The organism is Labrenzia sp. 011, from assembly GCF_003075075.1.
Lineage (GTDB): Bacteria > Pseudomonadota > Alphaproteobacteria > Rhizobiales > Stappiaceae > Roseibium.
In genome coordinates this window covers 124,719-147,043 of sequence record NZ_QCYM01000004.1, presented here as the reverse complement: position 1 = coordinate 147,043, position 22,325 = coordinate 124,719, and the positions used below count along the sequence as shown (strand labels likewise).

At 62.3% G+C, this 22,325-nt stretch carries 19 protein-coding genes; 8 read left to right on the top strand and 11 right to left on the bottom strand.

All coding sequences use genetic code 11. The features are described 5' to 3' along the window. The first annotated feature begins 6 nt into the window (after window positions 1-6). Both DCO57_RS06865 and DCO57_RS06860 read left to right on the top strand, forming a co-directional pair. Complete coding sequence (locus DCO57_RS06865) at window positions 7-675, top strand: response regulator transcription factor (protein WP_116698123.1); 669 nt, start codon at window positions 7-9, stop codon at window positions 673-675. A gap of 79 nt (window positions 676-754) precedes the next feature. Beyond that, window positions 755-1,513, top strand: coding sequence for a gamma-glutamyl-gamma-aminobutyrate hydrolase family protein (locus DCO57_RS06860; protein WP_116698122.1), 759 nt, complete (start codon window positions 755-757; stop codon window positions 1,511-1,513). A gap of 158 nt (window positions 1,514-1,671) precedes the next feature. On the opposite strand, the gene DCO57_RS06855 is transcribed toward DCO57_RS06860, so the two are convergent. Continuing rightward, window positions 1,672-3,543, bottom strand: coding sequence for a DUF1007 family protein (locus DCO57_RS06855; protein WP_116698121.1), 1,872 nt, complete (start codon window positions 3,541-3,543; stop codon window positions 1,672-1,674). A 263-nt stretch (window positions 3,544-3,806) separates the two neighbouring features. On the opposite strand from DCO57_RS06855, the gene DCO57_RS06850 reads away from it, so the two are divergent. Beyond that, the gene (locus tag DCO57_RS06850) at window positions 3,807-4,880 is read left to right on the top strand and encodes a Glu/Leu/Phe/Val dehydrogenase dimerization domain-containing protein (RefSeq protein ID WP_116698120.1); all 1,074 of its coding nucleotides are present in this window, start codon (window positions 3,807-3,809) and stop codon (window positions 4,878-4,880) included. A 74-nt stretch (window positions 4,881-4,954) separates the two neighbouring features. Here DCO57_RS06850 and DCO57_RS06845 read toward each other — a convergent pair whose 3' ends face one another. From DCO57_RS06845 to DCO57_RS06825, 5 genes are all read right to left on the bottom strand, one after another. Next, complete coding sequence (locus DCO57_RS06845; protein ID WP_116698119.1) at window positions 4,955-5,494, bottom strand: TetR/AcrR family transcriptional regulator; 540 nt, start codon at window positions 5,492-5,494, stop codon at window positions 4,955-4,957. A 217-nt stretch (window positions 5,495-5,711) separates the two neighbouring features. Continuing rightward, window positions 5,712-6,635 (bottom strand): LysR family transcriptional regulator, encoded by a 924-nt coding sequence (locus DCO57_RS06840; protein WP_116698118.1) that lies wholly within the window; start codon window positions 6,633-6,635, stop codon window positions 5,712-5,714. 164 nt (window positions 6,636-6,799) lie between these two features. Then, window positions 6,800-7,300 (bottom strand): DUF2937 family protein, encoded by a 501-nt coding sequence (locus DCO57_RS06835; protein ID WP_116698117.1) that lies wholly within the window; start codon window positions 7,298-7,300, stop codon window positions 6,800-6,802. A gap of 30 nt (window positions 7,301-7,330) precedes the next feature. Further along, window positions 7,331-8,308, bottom strand: a complete 978-nt coding sequence (locus DCO57_RS06830; protein ID WP_116698116.1) for a WD40 repeat domain-containing protein — start codon at window positions 8,306-8,308, stop codon at window positions 7,331-7,333. 11 nt (window positions 8,309-8,319) lie between these two features. Then, the gene (locus DCO57_RS06825; RefSeq protein WP_116698241.1) at window positions 8,320-9,402 is read right to left on the bottom strand and encodes a GTP-binding protein; all 1,083 of its coding nucleotides are present in this window, start codon (window positions 9,400-9,402) and stop codon (window positions 8,320-8,322) included. A gap of 230 nt (window positions 9,403-9,632) precedes the next feature. Here DCO57_RS06825 and DCO57_RS06820 point away from each other — a divergent pair, with 230 nt between their 5' ends. The 4 genes from DCO57_RS06820 to DCO57_RS06805 all read left to right on the top strand — a co-directional run bounded on the left by DCO57_RS06820 (window position 9,633) and on the right by DCO57_RS06805 (window position 15,437). Next, complete coding sequence (locus DCO57_RS06820; RefSeq protein ID WP_116698115.1) at window positions 9,633-10,811, top strand: pyridoxal phosphate-dependent aminotransferase; 1,179 nt, start codon at window positions 9,633-9,635, stop codon at window positions 10,809-10,811. Window positions 10,812-10,963: 152 nt separating this feature from the next. After that, window positions 10,964-13,159 (top strand): diguanylate cyclase, encoded by a 2,196-nt coding sequence (locus tag DCO57_RS06815; RefSeq protein WP_116698114.1) that lies wholly within the window; start codon window positions 10,964-10,966, stop codon window positions 13,157-13,159. Window positions 13,160-13,354: 195 nt separating this feature from the next. Then, a complete protein-coding gene (locus DCO57_RS06810) occupies window positions 13,355-13,768 on the top strand; it encodes a universal stress protein (RefSeq protein WP_116698113.1) in 414 nt (137 codons plus the stop codon). Window positions 13,769-13,799: 31 nt separating this feature from the next. Next, window positions 13,800-15,437, top strand: coding sequence for a BCCT family transporter (locus tag DCO57_RS06805; RefSeq protein WP_116698112.1), 1,638 nt, complete (start codon window positions 13,800-13,802; stop codon window positions 15,435-15,437). A gap of 83 nt (window positions 15,438-15,520) precedes the next feature. On the opposite strand, the gene DCO57_RS06800 is transcribed toward DCO57_RS06805, so the two are convergent. The 4 genes from DCO57_RS06800 to DCO57_RS06785 all read right to left on the bottom strand — a co-directional run bounded on the left by DCO57_RS06800 (window position 15,521) and on the right by DCO57_RS06785 (window position 19,080). Further along, window positions 15,521-16,612: a LacI family DNA-binding transcriptional regulator gene (locus DCO57_RS06800; protein ID WP_116698111.1), complete on the bottom strand. Its 1,092-nt coding sequence runs from the start codon at window positions 16,610-16,612 to the stop codon at window positions 15,521-15,523. 185 nt (window positions 16,613-16,797) lie between these two features. Beyond that, the gene (locus DCO57_RS06795; protein WP_116698240.1) at window positions 16,798-17,268 is read right to left on the bottom strand and encodes an OmpA family protein; all 471 of its coding nucleotides are present in this window, start codon (window positions 17,266-17,268) and stop codon (window positions 16,798-16,800) included. Window positions 17,269-17,369: 101 nt separating this feature from the next. Next, entirely contained in the window at window positions 17,370-18,014 is a 645-nt protein-coding gene (locus DCO57_RS06790) for a L,D-transpeptidase (RefSeq protein WP_116698110.1), read from the bottom strand. A gap of 160 nt (window positions 18,015-18,174) precedes the next feature. Next, on the bottom strand, window positions 18,175-19,080 hold the full coding sequence (locus DCO57_RS06785; protein WP_116698239.1) for a DMT family transporter: 906 nt from the start codon (window positions 19,078-19,080) through the stop codon (window positions 18,175-18,177). 244 nt (window positions 19,081-19,324) lie between these two features. Between DCO57_RS06785 and DCO57_RS06780 the strand changes: the two genes are divergently transcribed. Next, on the top strand, window positions 19,325-19,669 hold the full coding sequence (locus DCO57_RS06780; protein WP_208977840.1) for a methylated-DNA--[protein]-cysteine S-methyltransferase: 345 nt from the start codon (window positions 19,325-19,327) through the stop codon (window positions 19,667-19,669). 64 nt (window positions 19,670-19,733) lie between these two features. Here the strand turns inward: DCO57_RS06780 and DCO57_RS06775 are convergent, their stop codons facing one another. Further along, window positions 19,734-22,319: an HWE histidine kinase domain-containing protein gene (locus DCO57_RS06775; protein ID WP_116698108.1), complete on the bottom strand. Its 2,586-nt coding sequence runs from the start codon at window positions 22,317-22,319 to the stop codon at window positions 19,734-19,736. Between the last annotated feature and the right edge of the window lie 6 nt (window positions 22,320-22,325).

The following is a 22,325-nucleotide window of genomic DNA, read 5'->3' as shown; positions in this document are numbered from 1 at the left end:
ATGACAATGCACTCACATTCGCCAGCACGCAGGCAAAGCGGCAAGCCGGTCCGGGTCCTGCTCGCCGACGATCACGAACTGGTCCGGGACGGCATCCGCGCCCGGCTCCAGAAGGTTGCGGACCTGGAAGTGGTCGGGGAAGCCACCAACGGCCGTGAGGCGGTCAGCCTTGCCGAGGAACTGCGCCCCGACGTCCTCCTGATGGATGTTTCCATGCCGGTCATGAACGGCCTCGAGGCGGCACGACAGGTGCGCAAGAGCCTGCCGGAGACCGCGGTCCTCGTCCTTTCGGTCTATGACAATCCCGAATATGTGCGCGGCGTGGTCCAGGCCGGCGCACGCGGCTACATCCTCAAGGATATCTCGGCCACGGAGATGATCACCGCCATCACCAGCGTCGCCACCGGCGGCTACTATTTTTCCGCCGCCGTCGGCCCCACCCTTGTGGGCGCGGCCACCTCCGCCCCGGTGGAAGACCCCTACGGCCTGACGGAACGCGAACGCCAGGTGCTGTCCGCCATCGCCCGGGGCCAGCCCAACAAGGAAGTGGCCAAGGAGCTCGGCATCAGCGTCCGCACCGTCGAGTCCCACCGCCTCAACCTCCGGGAAAAGGTCGGCAACAAGAATGCCGCGCAGCTTTACAAGGTTGCGCAGGATCTGGGATTGCTGGATTAGGGTACGGAGCCTTAGGATCATCCGCTAAACCCGTCCTGCAAACTATCCGCAAGTCGTCCCCCGCACTACAGGCCCGAACATGACCAAACCGCTCGTCCTGGTAACCGCCGACGTGAAAGCCCTCGATGGCTACAACTGGCACGCCGCAGTATCGACCTATCTTCAGGCCGTCCTGAAAGGCTCGGATGCCATCCCGATGATTCTGCCGTCCCTCGGTCCGGATCTCGATCTGGATGCCGCCCTCGACCAGGTCGACGGCGTTCTGGCGACCGGCTCGCGTTCGAACGTCAATCCGCAGCTCTACGGCCAGGAACCGACGGAGGAAAACGGCCCCTACGATCCGGACCGCGATGCAACCACGCTGCCGCTCCTCAAGCGCGCCATCGAACGGGGCGTCCCGGTCTTTGCCATCTGCCGCGGCATGCAGGAGCTGAATGTCGCCCTCGGCGGCACGTTGCTGACGGAAATCCAGGCGATGGAGGGCCGCAGGGACCACCGCGCGCCGGTTTCCGAGCGTCAGGAAGAACGCTTCCGCATCGCCCATCCGGTTGAGGTGTCGGCCGGCGGATGCCTGGAAAAGGTGATCGGCGCGGAGCCCTTCGAGGTCAATTCCCTGCACCGGCAGGCGCTCGGCGATCTCGGCAACGGACTGACAATCGAGGCCCTGGCGGAAGACGGCACCATCGAAGCCGTTTCGCTCGCCGGCAGCCCCGGGTATGTGCTCGCCACCCAGTGGCACCCGGAATACTGGGTGATGACGGACGGGCCTTCGCAAAAACTGTTCGCCGCTTTCGGCGATGCGGTCCGCGCCTACAGGGAAAGACGCCTGGGTCTTTGAAGGCGGATTGAAGCACTGCCGCTGCCGAAGGGAACCGGTCCGGCACCCGCCTGCCGTCCCGGACCTGATCCGGGACCTCTCGCAGCTTGTGCCACAGTCCTGGTTTCACGGCAGCGACGGCATGCAGAACGCGGCCCAGCGCGCGGTCAATGAGATGGCTATCCCCAGCCGACAGTCGCGATCAGCAGGGTCACCCCGAGCAGGAAGACGATGACCGCCCCCACAATCTCGATGGTCCTGTGGATCCGGCCCGACATCGGGCTGCCTTCGCCGAAAAGCCTCACGGCCAGATCCTTGGCGCCGACCGCCAGCCCCGCGAGCAGGGAAACCGTTATGCCGGTTCCCACGGCCATGGCCAGGGTGGAGGCGATGCCCGCGGCGATCATTCCTTGCGACAGGGCGAAGACCAGCACGATCAACGCGCCGGTACACGGGCGCAGACCCACCGCAAGAACGATGGAAGCCGCCCGCGCCAGAGTGATGCGGCCGACAAGCATGTCCGGTGTCGGCGCATGCGCATGACCGCAGGTGGCGCAGACCCCGTCCGGCCCCATCTCGTGATGATGATGGTGGTGATGACCATGGTCATGACCGTGGTCATGCGCGTGCCCGGATGCTCCCGCATACGCGAGTTGACCGGTCGTCAGCCGCGACACGGCAAAAGCCAGCAATGGCCGTAGGGCCTTCTGCCAGAGCAGCCAGCCACCGAGCGCCGTGATCATCACGTAGGAGCCTATCTCGAACCAGCGCGCGGTATCCTGAATGGCAATGCTCGTCAGGTTGAACACCACGGCAAGCCCCCCGACAAGGACGATGGCCGTCACCGCCTGGGCGAAGGCGGAAGCGAAGGACAGGACGATGCCCTTCCGCAAGGTCTCGTTGTTGGCCACCACATAGGATGTGATGATCGCCTTTCCGTGCCCGGGTCCCGCCGCATGAAAGATGCCGTAGGTAAAGGACAGCCCCATGAGAAGCCATACGGCGTGCGGATTGTTGCGGAACGACCGCAGACTTGCCACCAGCGCCTGGTAGAATTCCTTCTGCTTGACCGCGATGGTGCCGAAGATCGTGTCCAGAATTCCCGATTGAAAAGAGGTTCCGGCGGAAGGATCGATGACCGCAACATCCGTCTCCACCGCACTGACGACCGCCTCCGCCCGTGACGCGGACTTGATCGCCGCGTCGCCGTCCCGAGACGCCGCCGCAACCTCTGTCGCGGCGGGTTCCCCGGACGGGACTTCCGCCGAACCGGCGGCCACGGCAGCGGCGCAATTGACAATCATCTGGTTGACCTGGGTCGCCGCGGCCGATTGCAGCTCCGGCGGCAGATCCCGCTGGTCGGCGCCGATCTGCGCCAGGGCATAGGCCGTCGCGTCATCCAGCGGCGGCGGTTCCTTGCGGGTCACCTGACAGGCGCCGGGCGCGTTGACCGTGCCGATAGCGCTGCTTTCCTTGCCGAACCGGAAATCCACATAATAGGTCGGATCATAGACATCCAGCGTGATCGGATTGGCCGCGTCACTCGGTTCCTTGAGCGGAAGCGTGAAATGCAGCTCCAGAAGATCGACACTTTCCAGCATCGTCCCGCCGTTCATGCGAATGTCCTCTTCCATCGCCGCGAAATCTTCCGGCTTCATCGCCCAGTAGTCCTCGAGCGGCACCGTCCGGACTTCCAGCCAGTATTCGCTCGGCGCATTGAAATCGAACTCGATCCGCGTGTTGTCGCCGAAGGTGAAGTAGCCGAAGTCGGCCATGCTCTCCACATTGACCTTCGCCAGCTCGCTCAGCTCCTCGCGCGAATAGACACCGTCCCCGTTCATGTCGAAGCCCTGCATCGCGAAGGCCGAGAAGGCGTCATCGAAGCGGAACACGTGATTGACCGCAACAGCCTGGCCGGTGTCGTCGAAGACCAGTTTCGATCTGGCCTCCACGAAAACATGCGGATGCGCGGCGGCGCTGGTGAGAAGCACCGACAGCAACACGGGCAGCAGACTTGCCGCAAGCAGCACCTGGCGCCCCGTCGAACGCATGGCCCTGAGGAATGGGACTGGTCGAAAATGCACCGGAATCACCCGTCTGGTCAGATGGAACTGGAGGAGACCTAGACCACATAAGAGGGCAGGATAATGGCAGGGTGGTGCGGCGCGGAATTTCATTGAAACAATTTCTACCTTCCGTAGCATTTTTCGGAACATCTGTTCCCGTTCACTGACGATTTTTAGACAAAAAAAGACACTATTCCCCAGAACACGCCTAAAATATTCGCATTCCCAATCAGCCGGACTATCCTGCCATGAACGCCTTGCAGACTTCCATACGCCCCAGCACCGTTTTCGACCACCCGGAAATGAGCGATCACGAAGACATTGTATTCGTCAGGGACAAGCGCACCGGCCTGAGAGCAATCATTGCGGTTCACGATACGACCCTTGGCCCTGCACTGGGGGGCTGCCGTGTCTGGCCCTATGACAACGCCTACGACGCCCTGACCGATGCGCTGCGCCTCTCCCGCGGCATGACCTACAAGAATTCGCTTGCCGGTCTCGACCTGGGGGGCGGCAAGGCGGTGATCATCGCCGACCCGCGCAAGGACAAGTCCGTCGAGATGATGGAGGCCTTTGGCCGCCATGTGGAACGGCTTGCGGGAACCTACATCACGGCCGAGGATGTTGGCGTTTCGCCGCAGGACATGGAGGCCGTCGCCCGCAAGACCGAACATGTGCGCGGCACGAGCGCCACCGGGCTGGGAGATCCCTCCCCCTATACCGCGCTTGGCGTATTCACGGGGATCCTGGCCTGCGCGCGCCATACATTCGGCGACGACGGACTTGAGGGCAGAACCGTATCCGTCCAGGGTCTCGGACATGTGGGGTTCGATGTCGCCCGCAGGCTCCATGAGGCCGGGGCGAAACTGGTCGTATCCGACATCCACGCCCCCGCTGTCCTGCGGGCGACCGAGACCTTCGGCGCGGTGGCCGTCGACCCGGCCGAGGCCCATATGATCGAGGCCGACATTTTCGTTCCCTGCGCCCTCGGCGCCGGCCTCAACGCCAGAACCGTTCCGCAGATCCGGGCGCGGATCGTCGCCGGCGCCGCCAACAATCAGCTTCAGACCCCTGCCGACGGCGAGGCCCTGAAGAAACGCGGCATTCTTTACGCACCGGACTACGTGATCAATGCCGGCGGGGTCATATCCATCGCGCTGGCAACACCGGGCGGTAACGACGCACGCGTTCGCGAAAAGACCGAGGCCATCGGCGACACGCTTGCCGCCATCTTCGAGCGGGCCGCAAGGGAAGAGACCACGCCGGAACGTGTCGCGGACGCCATGGCCGAGGAGAGATTGGCGAAATCGGGAAAGGCCTGACACCGGACGGGTCTGCGCTGCCCGGGAAGAGGCGGTCATGCCGCCCTTCCGGAGCGGCGAAGGTCCGGGCTGATTTACGACAGGCGCTTTTCGTTCGCCGCCCTGAACATTTCGCGGACGAGCCGCTTGGCGTCTTCGACGGCCGTCTCACCCATTTCCGCGTAGCAGGCGGTTACGCCCTCATGCAGCAGATAGAGGGTCGATGCAAACCCCGCCTGTCCGCAGAGCTCGCCGAAGAACTTCAGAAGTTCTCCCTTGTGCCGCCTGACCGTCACTTCGATGCCCGAACTGTCCGGATTTGCCGCCAGCGCCTGCCGGAAGAAACACTCCTTGCCCTCCGTCATGCGCATCCAGCCGCCGAGCTTGTCGAACAGCTGCTCCGCAGCCGCCAGCCCCGGCGCCCCCACGCCTTCGCGCACATAGCTGAGGTAACGGCGGTGACGATGCTCAAGCGCGCCGAGAATCATGGCTTCCCGGGAGGGAAAATACCGGTACAGTGTACGCATGCTCACGCCCACGCCGGCCCGCAACTCCGGAACGCTCGGCTCCGCGAAGCCCCTGCTCCAGAACACCTGTTCCAGACCGGCCGCGATTTGTTCCTGCGCTTCGTTCATGCGGCGAGTGTCCACCGCGGCCCCGGGATTTGCAAGGTGAGTCTTGACGGATCGCTCCTAAGGCGCCCCCAAGTCCCGGCCCGATCCGCTTGTCTTTGAAATCATTTGAGGCCCCCCGCACACCGGTCGCCCCGTCCTGCGACAGCCGTGCCTGCCTGTGACCTGGGTCAGGAAAACCGGCCCCTTGGCAGCCTGTGGCCCGAAGGAAGCAGGGTCTTCAGCCACGCCCCGGATCGGAGGCGGCGCCGTCAGGCCTTCCCGGCGCATACCATTCCACGAGGAAATCGACCAGGGCCCGCACCTTGCCGCTCAGATGCCGCCGATGCGGATAGACCGCATAAATGCCCCGCATGGGTTCCTCGAAATCGTCGAGAAGGGTGACCAGCCGGCCGGCCCGAAGGTCTTCATTGACGAAGAACAGCGGCGTTCTGAGAAACCCCAGCCCGCACAGCGCGGCCTCCCGCGCCGCCGCCGCGCTGTTGACCTCCAAAGGTCCTTTCACGGCCACGGACACGCGCTCCCCCTTGTCGAAAAAGATCCAGTTGTGCTTGAACCTGTGATTGGTGTCGATGATGCACGGCCGGGAGAGAAGATCCGCCGGAACCTGCGGTGCCCCGAATGTCTCGACCGCTGCAGGCGCGGCGCACAGGACGGAGCGAAACGGGGCGATCTTGCGGGCAATCAGGCTGGAATCGTCCATCTGGGTCACCCGAACCGCCAGGTCGAACCCCTCTTCGACAAGGTCGACGAAACGGTCCTCCAGCCTGAGATCCAGCGTGATGTCCGGATACCGTAGCAGGAATTGCATCAGCGCCTTGTTGAGCATCTCGTCGCCCATGGATCTGGGTGCCGACACCCGCAGCCGCCCCCTGACTTCCTTGTGCGACGACTGGACGGAGGCCTGCAGATCGTCGATCCGCTGCAGGATATCGGCCGCCTCCTTGTAATAGGCGCCCCCGACCTCGGTCAGCGAGACCTGTCGCGTGGTCCGGTTCAGCAGCCGGACACCCAGATCGTCTTCAAGCTCGCCGACATATTTGGAGACAAGGGCCTTGGAGCGCCCCATCTCCCGGGCCGCGGCGGAAAATCCGTTTGAATCGACAACTTGAATGAAACACCGCATCCGGGTGATCGCATCCATCCGGCTTCCTTCCCTCTGGGTCGTGCCCGAGGCACATGCGAAAGAAACTGCTTAGCGTATTTTCAGCTCACGGGTCAAAAGACCGGTCCGGTGTGAGCCGCCATGAGCGCAAGCCTTTCAGCAAACACCTGCCATGGGCTCCGTCTTCCCGTCACGCATGGATCCTAGGCGTCAATGCGCCTGCGGCGGCGACCGAGCCGAGCTATTCCGATCAGCAGGCGCATGATCGCGAACCCTGCGAGCGCCCCGGCACCGGCGCTGACAAAGCCGCTCACGGTGACCGGCACGGCCGGCTCGTAGTCCTCTGCCGTCGCCCGGGCCAGTTGCGGATCAAAGCCGCGCGCGAAGACCATCATCCGCTGCACCGGACCTGCCGTCAGCAGCTCTTCCTGTTGCAGTTTCAGGCGACTCAGGCGGATTTCCGCCTCGACCATGCTTTCCCCCCGCGACCGGATGAAGGGATCGCCGGAAGCCTTCTGGCGGGCAATGGCTTCAACCGGGCTCAGGCCGTGTTCGGCAGCATCCCTGCGGAAGTCCGCCAGAATTTCTTCCAGCGCGTCGATGGCTCCGCCAAGCCGCTGGCGGTACTGCTGGGAAAACTCCGGCAGCTGCGACGTCGCCGTGCCGCTCAGCAGCATGACCATCAGCATCAGGATACGCGCCATCTTTTCTCCTGTAATCCGGACCGGCTGAAGTCAGTCCTCCAGACTGATGACTCCGGCCTCACCGGTTTCCGTTCCGAAGGCCAGCCGGGTACCGGTCTCGTCCCAGCCCAGCGAGGAAACCGGTCCTTTCCCGGGACGTCGCAGCAGCACTTCCGCATTGTCCTCGAACCGGCACATGAGCACCATGCCGTCCTGATAGCCGACCGCCGCAACCTCCTCCTTCGGATGGCAGGCGATCGCGCTGACCAGATTGTCGGCACGCACACCGAGCTGGAGAGGTGCCTGCCCCATCGGACCCGTCTTACCGAAGAACGGCCACAGGATCGCGGCATTGGCTCCGGAGGTCGCCAGATACCGGCCTTTGACCGACCAGCTGAACGACTTGACCTTGGCGGGATAGCCGGTCATGCGCATGTCCTGACCGTCCGTCAGCCGCCAGCCGTGCAAGGCATTTTCCTGCATCGCCGTCACAAGATATTTCCCGTCCGGCGAAAAGCTGGTTCCCAGATGCGCGCCCTTCCAGCTCAGCTCCACCGGTGCGCCGTCCGTGCCGGCCCACCAGAGCGTCGCGCCGTCATACCGGGCAACGGCAAGACGCAGCCCCTTCGGCGCGAACGCCAGCCCGCCGACCGCACGCTCATGAGCGAATTCCTTCTCACGGCCGTCCGCGAGATGCACCCAGGCCGTGCGGCCGCTGGCAAAGGCGACCGCACCGGAGGGACCGGACGCGATCAGATCGATCCATTTTCGCGGCCGCTCCGCCACAAGCTCCGACGATCCGTCCATGCCACTGCGGTAGATGCAGCCATCGTCTCCGGAAGTGATCAGCGCCGCGCCGTCCCGGGCCGGTTCTGCTGCCAGCAGGCCCGCCTTGTGCGGTTGAAGCGTTCTCTCCCCCGTGCCCGACAGGACGATCCCGCCTTCTCCGGAAGCAAAGTAGGCACAGCCGTTCAGAAAACCGGCCCGGACGACAAAGCCGTCCACATCCACAGGTGCAACTGTCGGCAAATCACAAATCCTTATTGTGCCACGCAGGCCTGAAAACTGTCTTTCAGCACATCCCAGTTGAGGTCACGGCCGATGAACACGAGCCGGCTTTCGCGCGGCTCGTCCGCCTTCCAGTCACGCTGGTGATCTCCTTCGACAATCATGTGCACGCCCTGGATGACATAGCGCTGCGGATCGTCCCTGAACGCCAGAATGCCCTTCATGCGCAGGATATTGGGGCCCTGCGCCTGGGTCACCTGGTTGATCCAGGCAAAGAACATTTCCGGATTCAGGTCACCTGCCGTCAGGGAGATGCTCTTCACCGAATGCGGATCGTCCTCATGATGATGATGGTCATGTCCGTGATGGTGGTGATGGCCGTGGTCATGATCATGATGGTCGTGGCTGTGATCGTGGTCGCAGTCCGGACCGCATTCGTCGGCATGATGGCCGTGTTCCAGGAAATGAGGATCGAGGGACAGAATCCGGTCGAGGTCGAAGGCGCCGCGATCCAGCACCTTGGCAATATCGATTCCGCAACGCTCGCTGTGATGGAGAACCGCGTATGGGTTGATCGAGCGGACACGCGCCTCGACTGCCGCCAGTTCTTCCGGCGAGACGAGATCCGTCTTGTTGATCAGGATGACATCGGCAAAGGCGATCTGGTCCTGCGCTTCCTCCGTATCCTTGAGGCGCTGAAGGACATGCCGGGCGTCGACAACGGCAACGACCGCGTCCAGACGTGCCGAGGCGCGTACGTCGTCATCCATGAAGAATGTCTGGGCCACCGGCGCCGGATCGGCCACACCGGTTGTCTCCACGATGATCGCGTCGAACGCTCCCTTGCGCTTCATCAGGTTCTGCACGGTGCGGATCAGGTCTCCGCGGACCGTGCAGCAGATGCAGCCGTTGTTCATCTCGAAGATCTCTTCGTCGGATTCGACCAGCAGATCATTGTCGATTCCCACTTCCCCGAATTCATTGACGATCACCGCATAGCGCTGACCGTGATTTTCGGTGAGGATCCGGTTGAGAAGCGTGGTTTTTCCGGCACCGAGATACCCCGTAAGAACGGTAACGGGGATCTGTGTCCGGGCGTCCTGGGTCGCAGACATCATGCATTTTCCTGGCAAGAGGATTTCCGATCGGCCTGCCGGGGCAGGCTGCTTTGCCGGGAATATAAGCATAACGCATCAGCATTGGGAGAGCCGACCTGCATTTTCCCGTACACGCGGACTGCCGCCCGTCCCGCTGCGAACCGTTTGCCGCCTTTGCTGCCTTTCCAGCAATGGATGGGGGGCATACCCTTCGCACAGTGAATCGGAAAATACAGGGGGAGGTTTCCATGCTCCATACGATCAGCGGATTCGACCGGATTGGCGAGGAAAATGCCTTCGCGGTTCTGGCCAGGGCCAATGAGCTTGCCGCGCAGGGCCGCGACATCATCAATCTGGGCATCGGCCAGCCCGACTTCCGGACACCGGAGCATATCGTGGAGGCCGCCATCAAGGCCCTTCGGGACGGACACCACGGCTATACGGCCGCCACCGGCATCGCCCCGCTGCGCGAAGCGGTGGCCGCGGACCTGCTCAACCGCCACGGCGCGGAAACCGACCCGGGCAACATCATGATCGTGCCGGGTGGCAAGGTCACCATGTTCATGGCGATCCTGATGTTCGGCGAGCCGGGCGCGGACATTCTGTATCCCGACCCCGGATTTCCAATCTACCGGTCGATGATCGAATTCACCGGCGCCCGCCCGGTCCCGGTCCCGATCCGCGAGGAAAACGATTTCGCCTTTTCCGCTGACGAAACCCTCTCCCTGATCACCGACAGGACACGCCTTCTCATCCTCAATTCCCCCGCCAACCCGACCGGTGGCGTGACGCCTCGAGGCGAGATCGAGAAACTTGTCGCCGGTCTCGAGCGTTTCCCGGATGTGGCGGTGCTTTCCGACGAAATCTATTCGCAAATGACCTATGACGGCATGGAACATGTCTCCCTGCTGGAATTCGAAGGCCTGCGCGACCGCCTGATCCTGCTGGACGGCTGGTCGAAGACCTACGCCATGACCGGCTGGCGCATGGGCTTTTCCCTGTGGCCGGACGCCCTGATCGACAAGGCCCGGAAGCTCGCGGTCAACGCCTGGTCCTGCGTCAACGCACCGGCGCAATACGCCGGACTGGCCGCTCTCACGGGACCGCAGGACGCCGTGCGGTCCATGGTCACCGAATTCGATGCCCGCCGCCGGGTGGTCGTCGAGGGACTGAACGCAATCGAGGGGATTTCCTGCCGGACGCCACTCGGTGCCTTTTATGCCTATCCGAACATCAAGGGGACCGGCTGGAAGGCCAAGAAGCTGGCTTCCGCCCTGTTGGAGGAAGCCGGCGTTGCCGTCATTGGCGGACCGGATTTCGGCATTCTTGGCGAAGGTTATATCCGCCTCTCTTACGCCAATTCGACAAAAAACATCAAAACTGCCCTTGGGAAAATCGAAACGTTCCTGAGCAACTCCGAACTTTAGACACAAAATCGGCGTTGTTATCTGCAATCAGGGAATTTGACCTGAAGAAGAGTAAAATACAATTCCAATAGGAATTTCTACGCACCCTCTTTTTTAAACTTTCAGGTACAAGTTGGGAGGGGTCGACCGGAACAGAGATCGACAGGACGGAGATGACTGAAAGCATTACCCTGGATCTGGAACAATCCTTCGGAGAACTGGAGGAATGTATACTCGTAACAGGTCCGGACCGGGTCATCGTCTATGCGAACAGGGCCGTGGAGCAATTGCTGCGCGTTGAGCCCGCCAGCCTCGTCGGAACGACGACCAGGCAGTTCTTTGCCGACCCGGGACAGTTCGAACAGATCGGCGAATTGTATCGCTCCCCCGACAATGCCAAGGCCCGCAAGAAACCCCATGCCTTCGAAGTGGTCCGCAGCGACGGCACGACGACATCCGTGGAAATCATCAGTGCGCCGATCTTCAATTCCACGGACACGCTTTCCGGCTATATGTTCGTTGCTCGCGACATCAGCAAGCGCAAGTCGCTGGAAAAGAAACTCAGCGATATCGCCCTGACACTGGAGGATGCGCTTGAGGCGATTTCCGAGGGGTTCGCCATCTTTGACAGCGACGACCGCCTTTTCATCTGCAACGACAATTACCGCGACCTCTATGCGGACACCACCCAGGCGATTGTCCCCGGCAAACAGTTCGAAGACATCCTGCGTTTCGGTCTGAAAAGCAATCAGTTCGACACCGGGGGTCTGAGTGATGACGAGTGGATTGCGCAGCGCCTGGAAAAACACCGCGCGGCCGACGGCGCCGTCATCGAGCAGCATCTTGCGGACGGCCGCTGGCTACGCATTTCGGAAACACGCACGCGCAGCGGCGGCACCGCGGGAATTCGGGCAGATATCACCGAACTGAAGGAAACCCAGGCGCGCGCGGAAAGCGCCTACAAGAACCTGTCCCTGATCGCGGACAATGTTTCGGCGAGCATATCGGAGATCGATCCGGAAGGGCGTTGCGTTTTCATCAACAAGACAGGATGCGAATGGTTCAACGGGTCCTCCGACGACCTGATCGGCACCTTCCTGCAAGATCGGCTGGCGTGGAAGGATCGCGAGGCCCTGCGGCCGGCATTCCAGCGGGCGCGTTCGGGCCAGAAGGTCGACCTGGAAGTCAGCCTGCGTTTTCCCGACGGAATCCGGCGCGACTGCCACCTGGACTGCAATCCGCGTTTCAACAGCCGCGGCGGTGTCGATGGCTTCGTCGTCCTGATCAACGACATTACCGATCGCAAGAAGACCGAGCAGACGCTGGCTGAACTCTACGCGATCACCTCAACCCGGAAATTGGGGCATGATGAAAAGATCAACGAAATCCTGAGGCTGGGCTGCGAACACTTCGAGTTGCCCTTCGGGATAATCAGCCATGTTGAGGGAGACCGGTACACGCTTACCCACGCCCACAGCCCGGCGGGCGAACTGGTTGCCGGCACGACCTTCCCGCTCGGCGACACCTATTGCATCCTGACAATTCAGGCCAACGGTCCCATTGCGACCTCGAATGCCGCCCAATCGCAATTCTCCAGCCATCCCTGTTACGAATTGTTCTCCCTGGAAACCTATATCGGCGCGCCGCTGTTCGTCGACGGCGTCCTGCATGGCACCATCAATTTCACCGCTCCGGAGTCCCGCAAACGCGATTTCAGTGCGGCGGACCTCCAGATTGTCCGCCAGTTCGCCGACTGGATCAGTCACGAAATCGCCCGCCAACGCGACCATCAGGCCCTCATGGACGCCAAGATCAATCTGGAGCGGGTTGCGAGCATCGACGATCTGACCCAGGTACTCAACCGGCGCGCCTTCCTGGAACGCGCTAACACGGAAATCCAGCGCTTCCGCCGGTCGAAACAGCCCTTCGTCGCCGTCATGGTGGATATCGACAATTTCAAGCTGATCAACGACAGATTCGGCCATGCCGTGGGAGACGAGGTGCTTGCCCGCTTTGCCGCATCCATAGGCGGCGCCCTGCGCGCCGTGGACGTGCTCGGCCGGGTCGGCGGCGAGGAATTCTGCATGATCCTGCATGAAACCCATGAAGAGGAAGCCTTGCTGGTCTGCGAAAGACTGCGGAAGAAGATCCTGACGGACTGCCAGTTGGAGCGGTTCGGCCAGACCGTCACCTGCAGCATGGGTCTGGCCGCTGCCACCCCTGCGGACATCGAGTTCTCGTCCCTGATGCAAAAGGCCGACACCGCGCTCTACGAGGCCAAGTCCTCCGGCCGCAACAAATGCGTCATCTATACCTCCCGACCGACGTCGGCCGGCACCGATCGCCCTCATTCACCAGGGGCCGCCTGACACAGGCCGGAACCTTCCGGAACCGGGCTTGCCATAGCTTTGACCTTGCGCCGGGCATATGCGAGTGTGCCATCAGAAACCGTGGGCGGTCCGGCAACAAATCAAAAGAAATCCATTTATCGAAATGGCACTCCGCCCCTTCATGACAAAGGCGAGAGTTATGTTCTTGCCTTTTTTTGAAACAGGGAGGGACGTTTGTTCAAGAAAATACTCATTCCGATCGATCTGACCCATGCGGAAAAGCTGGAAAAGGCGGTAGCCACGGGCGCTTACCTTGCGAAAATGAGCAGCATTCCCGTCGTCTTTGCCGCGGTGACCTCCAGCGTACCGGGACCGGTCGCGCATACCCCCGACGAATTCCGGGCAAAGCTCGACGCCTATGCGAAGGCTCAGGCGGAAAAGCTCGGCATCGAGGCGTCGGGCCATGCCATGTTCGCCCATGATCCCGCCGTGGATCTGGAGAACGCGCTGCTGAAGGCCATCCACGAAACCGGGGCCGATCTGGTGGTGATGCAAACCCATATTCCCCACCTTTCCGATCATTTCTGGCCCTCCAATGGCGGCCGTATCGCAACACATTCGGACGTGTCCGTTTTCCTCGTCAGATAACCGGAACTCCCGAACAACAAGGAACGCGCTCATGAGCGATAACGATTCCAACCAGGGCATCCCCGACCCGGAGGGGGCTGCCGGCGTCATCGACACCAGTTACGAGATCGGTCAGGACAATATCGAAGCCAATGTCGGCCCGTTCAATCTCGACATCCACAACCCGGTCTTTCTCATTTCCGGCCTGACGGTCGTTGCCTTTGTCTTTCTGACCCTCGCGTTCCAGACGGAAGTCGGACCGCTGTTCGATGCCCTGCGCAAGTGGCTGACGTCCGGCCTCGACTGGTTCTTCATCATTTCGGCCAATGTCTTCGTGCTGGTCTGCCTGACACTCATCGTGACACCGCTCGGAAAGGTCCGTATCGGCGGTCAGGACGCGGAGCCGGACTATTCCTACTTCGGCTGGTTCGCCATGCTCTTTGCCGCCGGCATGGGCATCGGGCTGATGTTCTTCGGGGTGCTGGAGCCCGTCTATCACATGGCGTTCTCCGCGCCTCTCGGAGTGCCGTCGCCCTTCGATGCGGATGGAAACCTCATTCCGGAGAATGTCGCCGCCGCAAAGGCCATGGGCATGGCGGCGACCATCTACCACTGGGGACTTCACCCCTGGGCGATCTACGCGGTGGTCGCGCTCGCACTCGCCCTGTTTTCCTTCAACAAGGGACTGCCGCTCACCATGCGCTCGGTGTTCTACCCGATCTTCGGAGAACGCACCTGGGGCTGGCCGGGCCACATCATCGATATCCTGGCTGTGTTCGCGACCCTGTTCGGCCTCGCCACATCCCTCGGCTTCGGCGCACAGCAGGCCAACGCCGGTCTGGAATTCGTCTTCGGCATTCCCGTCAGCATCACCGCCCAGGTCATCCTGATCATCGCCATCACCGGCATCGCGATGATCTCCGTCGTGCGCGGCCTGGATGGCGGCGTCAAGGTGCTCTCCGAGATCAACATGATGATCGCCGCACTGCTGCTGCTGTTCGTCATCATCGCCGGCCCGACCGGGACGCTGATCTCCAGCTTCTTCTCCAACCTCGGCGCCTATGCCCGCGAGGTGGTGCCGCTGTCCATGCCGTTCGGGCGCGACGATGACGGCTTCCGTCAGGGCTGGACCTCGTTCTACTGGGCCTGGTGGATTTCCTGGTCACCCTTTGTCGGCATGTTCATCGCCCGCGTCAGCCGCGGCAGGACCGTCCGCGAATTCTTGGTCTGCGTCCTGATCATCCCGACCATCGTGTCCGTCCTGTGGATGACCGCATTCGGCGGCACGGCGGTCGAACAGGTGCTGACGGACAGCGACAGCCAGGTGCACGAATATGTCATAGCCAGCTACAACCCCGAACTGTCCCTGTTCGGCATGCTGGCGGATCTGCCGATGGCGTCGATCACCTCGTTCATCGCCATCATCCTGGTGATCGTCTTCTTCGTCACCTCCTCGGATTCCGGCTCACTGGTCATCGACACGATCACCGCCGGCGGCAAGGTCGACGCGCCGCTGTCGCAGCGCGTTTTCTGGTGCACCTTCGAGGGACTGGTCGCGATCGCCCTGCTCATCGGCGGCGGACTCGGCGCCCTGCAGGCGATGGCCGTGTCCACCGGCTTTCCATTCACCATCGTGCTCCTGCTGGCCTGCTACGCGATCTTCAAGGGCCTCTGGGACGAACCGCGCTAGCGCGGGACCAGACAAGACATCAGACAACAAAACGGGCGGCCATGGCCGCCCGTACTTTTAAGACCCGCTGTCACATGAAGCGCCTATTCGGCCAGCCTTGGCCCGAGCCGCACGCCCGGCGGCGGGGAACTTTCCCTGATCTTCAGTTCCGGCTCGATGACGATCGGCTTGTTCGGAACCCGCTCTCCCGCGATCTGCCGCAACAGGGTGAGGGCCGCCAGGCGGCCGATCTTGTCCGGCTGATTGCGGATCGTCGTCAGCGCCGGCGTACGGGTATCGGCCCCGTCGATGTCGTCATATCCAGTGATCGCCATCTCCGGCCCCGGTTCGACCCCCGCCCTGCGCAGGGTCGTCATCATGCCGAGGGCCACCAGGTCGTTGAAGCCGACAATGGCCGTCGGGCGGACCTTGGCGCCGAGAATTTCCGACACCGCCGCGCGGCCATCGGCCTGCGTCATCAGTTCGGGCAGATCGATCTGGCTGTCCGGATCGATATCCGCCTCATCCAGCGCTTTCCGCCAGCCGGCATTCCGCAGCCGCCCGGTCGAGCTTGCCCGCCGCCCGCCGGCCATGGCAATCCTGGTGTGCCCCTGGTCGATCAGATGTTTGGTGATCATGCGGGTACCGACAAGATCGTCACCGCGCACACAGGGCGCCCAGACACCGGGCACCTCGCGCGCCACCAGCGTGACCGGGATGCCCTGGTCCACAAGGCGGTTAATCTCTTCGGCCGATGTTCCCACCGAGGGACACAGGATCAGCCCGTCCGCCCTGTGCTGCAGGAGCGTGTTCACGAACGCCCGCTGGCGGTTCACGTCGTCCCGGTGATTGCAGATGAAGATCATCTGCCCCTGCTCTTCCAGCACATCCTCGAGCGCGGAAAACACCTCGGCGAAATAGGGATTGAGAATGTCGTGAACCGCGACGCCGACAATCTGGCTGCGGGCGGTGCGCAGGGATGCGGCCGACCGGTTGTAGATATAGCCGATCTCCTGCGCGGTCAGCTTCACCTTCGCCCGCGTTTCCTCCGCAACAAGCGGACTGTCACGCAAGGCGAGGGAGACGGTCGCGGTCGAAATTCCCAGATGATCCGCAATATGACCGAGCGTCAGCCGCTTCCCGGGCTTCTGCGGTATTCCCGGTGGCGGCGAGGTCGATCCGTTGTCTTCAGACATTCACTGCTTTCTCAATCACACCCGAGTCCTATACCTCACATTTGCGGAGGGAATACCATTCGACAAAATGCGAACACGCCTGATGGCATCCCGCTGTGGGGTAACCGGCAATGAGCGCTGCGCGAACGGCGCCCGCGGCCGCTCAAGGGCCGCCAGCGGTCCGGCAACGCCGCCATCAACCGTCGTCATCGCGGTGCGGAGTCGTCGAATTCCTCGCGCAGATTGACAACCACCCGCCGGTTCTGCGACTTGCACGCCAGCTCATCGCAGTCGGTGACCGGACGTTCCACGCCATAGCCCTTGACCCACATCCGCTTCGGACTGACCCCGAGCTTGACGAGTTCGGCCATCACCGCATTTGCCCGTTGGGTCGACAGGGTCTTCTGGGCGGCCTCGCTTCCCGGATCATCGGCGTGACCCTGGATCTTGACCAGCCACTTCTTGTTCTTCTTCAGCCAGTCCGCCTGTTTGGTGATCGTGATCCGGGCTTCATCGGTGACGACGGCGGATCCCTGGTCGAAGTAGATCCGGCGCCCGACATTGACGATGAATTCTTCCTCGGAACCGGGCGAAATATCGACGAATCCGGCAGCCGGAGCGTTGGTCACATCCGGAGAGACCAGCCCGCCGGCGCTGTTGCAGGCAGCCAGCCCCATCCCGCAAAGAAAGGCAGCGAGTATGCCCCGGCCGAACAGGCCAATCCGATTTCCCAAGGAAGCCCCCAATCCTTCAGTCACATGTTTTGAATGCGCCGGTCTCAGCCGGCACCGGCACCCAGATGCTCGAGCACAAGAACAGCGGTCCCCTTCGGGCAACGCTGGTACAGATCGATGACATCCTCCGGGAACATCCGCACACAGCCGCTGGACACGTCATGACCGATACTCCAGGGCTCGAGCGTACCGTGCAGCCGGTAGCCGAGATCCGATCCGTCCCGGTATAGATAAAGGGCGCGCGGTCCGAGCGGATTGTTCGCCGCCCCGCCTTCGACCAGACGCGGCAGATCCGGCTGGCGCTGCAGCATTTCCGGCGGCGGCACCCAGCGCGGCCACAGGGCCTTCCGGTCGATGCGCGCCCGGCCGTACCACTTGAAGCCGTCCCGGCCCACTCCGACACCGTAGCGCAGCGCGGTGTTGTTCTCCCAGATCCAGTAAAGGAAATGATTGGAGGTATCCACGACGACGGTGCCCGGCGGTTCGGGGCTGAAATACTTGACCATCTGGCGACGCCAGACCGGATCGATGCGCTTGAAATTGGTTCGCCGGTATTGGTAACCGGCGTCGTCCTGATAGCCGTTGAAATAGGCATTTGCGGCGGCATTGGCTTGCGCGGCCTGCGGCAAAAGAAGGCTGCCTGCGGCAGCGGCAGCGCCTCCCAGCAACATACGGCGGTCGAGTTCCATCCCATTCCTCCTGAAAACAGGCAGGTGACAAAATCTTATCGGCGTTTCAACGCGATGGGCCAATAAGACTGGAAGTCACGAAGCCCGTCAACCTCTGGACACCTGACCGCCGGATTTCGGTCTTTTTCCCAATGCTCGCCAGTTCCGCGTGCCTCATGCCCTAGATGCCCTTCACCCGTTCCCGGTAGAGAATATAGAGTCCCGAGCCGACCACGATGGCTGCCCCCAGGAGCGTTGTTGCTGTGGGCACATCGGCGAAGATCAGATAGCCCAGCGCAATCATCCACACGATCTGGCTGTAGATGAAAGGTGCCAGGACCGGAGCCGGCGCGATCCGGTGCGCCATGATGAACACGAAATGCCCCCCTGCACCGAGCGCGCCGGTGACCAGCAGCAAGGCCCAGGTCCAGATGTCCTGCGGCATTTCCCATACCGACAGTCCGATCGGCGTCATGGCGACAGCCGCCACGAGGCCCGAAATGATCAGCATTCCCGCCGACCCGTCCGTGGCGGTGAGCTGCCGGGTCAACAGCGCATACAGCGCATAGGTGATCATGGCGGCGACCGAGTAGATCGCGGCCCAATGCATGCCCCCCACGCCCGGCTGGGTGACCACCAGCACGCCCATGAAGCCGACGATGATCGCGCACCAGCGCCGGATTCCGGCCCATTCTCCCAGCAGCGGCCCGGCAAGGGCCGTGATGACGAAAGGTGCGGCGAACATGATCGACATGGTCTCGGCAAGCTGCAGATAGCGCACTGCGAAGAAATTCAGGATTGTCGTGGACAGCAGACAGACCGCGCGCACGAGCTGCAGCACCGGGCGCCGCGTCTTCAGGAGCGAGGGCGTCTTCCACACCCGGAACAGAACCATCGCGATGACCGTATGGCTGAGAAAACGTATCCAGACGATCTGCAGGGTCGGCAGGCTCGCCGAAAGATACTTCGCAGTGGCATCGAGCACGGCAAAACACAAGCAAGCCAGGACGATGAGGCTGATCCCGACCAGGGGCACCGTGGTGGAATGCCCCCCGGCCGCGATGTCTTTCTGACTGTCCTGCGCCATCGGCAGCGGGCCTTTTTCCTGAAATTCATCCATTGACGAAACGATACGAAACCGGAGCCTTCCGGTTGAAATTCCCCGGTTGAGATAAACCCGCCCGGGCCTTACTTAATGGGTAAGCCAAGCGGGGACGCAAATGCCTGTCGCAGAGATTGAAACATGGCTGGGGCGCCTGACGATTCACGAAACTGACAGCGCAATCACCCAGATACAATGGAACGGACCTCCAGGCCAAGGAGAAACATCTTTGCTGAAAGAGGCAGGCCGGCAGGTGCTGGCCTATCTCGACGGCCGGCTGAAGGAGTTCGACCTGCCGCTTGCCCCCGGGGGCGGCGCACTGCATCAGGCCGTTTTCCGAAAAATGCAGGCGATCCCATACGGACAGACCAGAACCTATGGCGACCTGGCCAGGGACCTCGGCACCTACGGCCAGCCGGTCGGCCAGGCCTGCGGGGCCAACCCCATCCCCATCGTCATCCCCTGCCACCGCATCCTGTCCGCAAACGGACTGGGTGGTTATTCCGGAGCCAGCGGCACCGAAACAAAGATCGCCCTCCTGAAGCTTGAAGGCGGCTTTCCCTTCCTTCTGTGAGGCACGCATTGCCGGGACCGAGGCACGGGAACACGGCCGGAGGCCGTGTACCGGCTGCGGCCCATCATGCAGGCAGGGTGAAGGCCTTTGAAACGGCTCCGGTGAGCGCGCTCATGGAAAACGGCTTCTGCAGCAGAATGCAGGGCGGATAGGCCTTCACGAGGTCCGGCGCCTCTCCATAACCCGTGGCAAGCACGAAGGGCACGCCTTCCGCACGAAGCTTTTCGGCCACCGGCACGGACTGCTCCTCGCCCAGGTTCACATCCAGGAGGGCGAATTCCGGCGTATTGTCCTCGAGCCAGGCCAGCGCCGCTTTCACCGAGGAGACGAGCTTCACATCCGACGCCCCCAGGTCCTGAAGCATGCCGGCCGCATCCATGGCGATGATCAGCGTATCCTCCAGCACCAGTCCCTGACCCGACAGCCGGTATTCCTGCAGGTCCACCGAGGCCGCCGCTGCAATCCGGTCCGTGCCGCCCGGCCCGTCCTCGGCAACGATCTGCGAGATCACCCTCGCCGGCAGTCGAAACCGGGCTTCAACGCCGGTTACCTTGTAGGAGATTTCGGCATCCCCCTTCAGCTCATGAGGAATGGAGCTTTCGATAATCGTGGTCCCGAAACCGCGGCGCTTGGGAGACATCACGGGCGGTCCCCCGCGTTCGGTCCAGTCGATCAGCAGACCACCGCTGTTTTCCACGGTGATGTCCACCGACACCCGGCCGGCCTCGTTGTGCAGGGCCCCGTATTTGATCGAATTCGTCACCATCTCGTGCAACACGAGCGCCAGGGTGGTGTAGGCATTGGGCGTGATCATCGCATCCGGCCCCTTCAGCGACAGGCGCTCGGACTGGCTATCCGCATAGGCGGCGAACTCACAGGCGATCAGCGCGCGCAGCGAGGCCGGTTCCCACTGTTCCAGGGTCAGCTGGTCGTGGGCGCGGGCAAGCGAATGGATGCGTCCGTCAAGATTGGCGGTGAACTCCTCGAGCGTTCGTGCGGAAGAGCGCGACTGCGCCACGAGCCCGCGCATGAGGTTGAGGATGTTGCGCACCCGGTGATTCAGTTCCGAAATCAGCAGCTGTTGCTGTTCATGCGCCCGTTTGCGTTCCAGATTGGCCGCGTCCGTCACTTTCAGGAACACTTCCAGCAGGATCACCCGCAGCAGGTCCGCTGCATGGACCTCTTGTGCCCCCCAGGGCAGGCTGCGTCTGAAGACCGTTTCCCGCCAGACCTCGAAGCTCTTGCGCGGCGTCAGGCGGGCGCCGTTCGGCCCCACGCTCGCCGGCTTGGAGGGATCTCCCGCCCAGTCGACCGTTTCCTCCACCTGCCGGCGTGTCAGGACAAGATAGTCGCGCGGTCGCTTGGAAATCGGGATGGCCATCAGCCCGGCGACCCGATCCGCGTAATCCGCCGCCGGCTCATGGAGCTTGCTCAGGCAATCGGTCGTGAAGACCGCAGACCCGATGGAGCGGTCGAGAAAGCGTGCAAGGGAGAGAAACTCCTCTTCGCTGGGCACGGAACCGGTGGCGTGGAAGCCCTCGTTCTCAAACAGGACAAGCCCGTCATGGGGAATGACCGAATTGATCTCCTCCGAAACGGCCAGAAGACTGTCGGCCAGGGCGCGCCCGTTGGCCATATGCCCCATGAGCATGGCGTGGAGCCGGCTGGTATCCTGCTCGACCGTTTTCCGCAAACCGTCCTCGAACCGGCTCAACTCGTAGGAGAACATGTGAGCGAACATTTCCACAGCGGTGCGCCGCTCGTAGTCGATATATCGCGGGCTATCGTGATGGCAGGCAAACAGCCCCCACAGTTCCCCGTCCTTCATGATCGATACCGACATGGAGGCCTCGACCCCCATGTTGCGAAGATATTCTATATGGATGGGCGAGACGGACCGGGTGACGGCCAGGGACAGGTCGAGAGGCACACCATCGACACCGGCGCCCGGCACGATCGCGCTGCCCTCGTCGTTCACATCCGCGATCAGCCGCAGCAGAGAGCGCTTGTAGAGGGCCCGCGCCTGCACCGGGATATCGGAAGCCGGAAACATCATCCCGTCGTATTTTTTCTGGCGATCGAGCCGCTGTTCCGCAATCACCTTGCCGGAGTGATCGGCCTGAAACTGATAGACCATGACGCTGTCGAATCCGGTCAGCTCCCCCAGGCCGCGCGCCGCGTCTCCCGCAAGCAGCCGCAGGTCGCGGTTCCGCCGCAGGGCGGCGATCTGCGGGTAGACCTCCGAAAGGACATCCCGCCCGCGGGTGCTGAGCTTCGGCTCGAATTCGATGATCAGATGGCTGCCCGACTGATGCACGGAGACATCGAAAGTGTTTCCGCTTTCGCGCATCACCACACCAAAAAGCCGCGCCGCTCCATGAGGGCTCGCGACAGCACGCAGATTATCGCGGATGCGGGCAAGACCCTCGGCAACAACGATTTCGCCCAAGGGGCGCCCGAGAGCATCTTCATGCCGGATACCGAGAATGTCCCGGAGATTCATCGAGGCATGCTGGACGATCCAGTCCGAGGAAACGGCAAGCAATGCGCCGTAGGACTGGACACGTCCGAGCTGGTGGATCGGTTCACGATCGCAATTGGTCAAATCGACAGTAAGTTCCGCATTCCGATCCGAATGATTGATAGTCAAACCCGG

What these genes read in the sequence shown, in the direction of transcription:
- DCO57_RS06835 (WP_116698117.1), bottom strand. Translation starts at nt 7,300, where the DNA reads ATGGCGCGTATCCTGATGCTGATGGTCATGCTGCTGAGCGGCACGGCG.
- DCO57_RS06820 (WP_116698115.1), top strand. Translation starts at nt 9,633, where the DNA reads ATGCTCCATACGATCAGCGGATTCGACCGGATTGGCGAGGAAAATGCC.
- DCO57_RS06865 (WP_116698123.1), top strand. Translation starts at nt 7, where the DNA reads ATGCACTCACATTCGCCAGCACGCAGGCAAAGCGGCAAGCCGGTCCGG.
- DCO57_RS06795 (WP_116698240.1), bottom strand. Translation starts at nt 17,268, where the DNA reads ATGGGGCTGGCTGCCTGCAACAGCGCCGGCGGGCTGGTCTCTCCGGAT.
- DCO57_RS06845 (WP_116698119.1), bottom strand. Translation starts at nt 5,494, where the DNA reads ATGAACGAAGCGCAGGAACAAATCGCGGCCGGTCTGGAACAGGTGTTC.
- DCO57_RS06825 (WP_116698241.1), bottom strand. Translation starts at nt 9,402, where the DNA reads ATGTCTGCGACCCAGGACGCCCGGACACAGATCCCCGTTACCGTTCTT.
- DCO57_RS06815 (WP_116698114.1), top strand. Translation starts at nt 10,964, where the DNA reads ATGACTGAAAGCATTACCCTGGATCTGGAACAATCCTTCGGAGAACTG.
- DCO57_RS06840 (WP_116698118.1), bottom strand. Translation starts at nt 6,635, where the DNA reads ATGGATGCGATCACCCGGATGCGGTGTTTCATTCAAGTTGTCGATTCA.
- DCO57_RS06855 (WP_116698121.1), bottom strand. Translation starts at nt 3,543, where the DNA reads ATGCGTTCGACGGGGCGCCAGGTGCTGCTTGCGGCAAGTCTGCTGCCC.
- DCO57_RS06860 (WP_116698122.1), top strand. Translation starts at nt 755, where the DNA reads ATGACCAAACCGCTCGTCCTGGTAACCGCCGACGTGAAAGCCCTCGAT.
- DCO57_RS06805 (WP_116698112.1), top strand. Translation starts at nt 13,800, where the DNA reads ATGAGCGATAACGATTCCAACCAGGGCATCCCCGACCCGGAGGGGGCT.
- DCO57_RS06850 (WP_116698120.1), top strand. Translation starts at nt 3,807, where the DNA reads ATGAACGCCTTGCAGACTTCCATACGCCCCAGCACCGTTTTCGACCAC.
- DCO57_RS06785 (WP_116698239.1), bottom strand. Translation starts at nt 19,080, where the DNA reads ATGGCGCAGGACAGTCAGAAAGACATCGCGGCCGGGGGGCATTCCACC.
- DCO57_RS06800 (WP_116698111.1), bottom strand. Translation starts at nt 16,612, where the DNA reads ATGTCTGAAGACAACGGATCGACCTCGCCGCCACCGGGAATACCGCAG.
- DCO57_RS06790 (WP_116698110.1), bottom strand. Translation starts at nt 18,014, where the DNA reads ATGGAACTCGACCGCCGTATGTTGCTGGGAGGCGCTGCCGCTGCCGCA.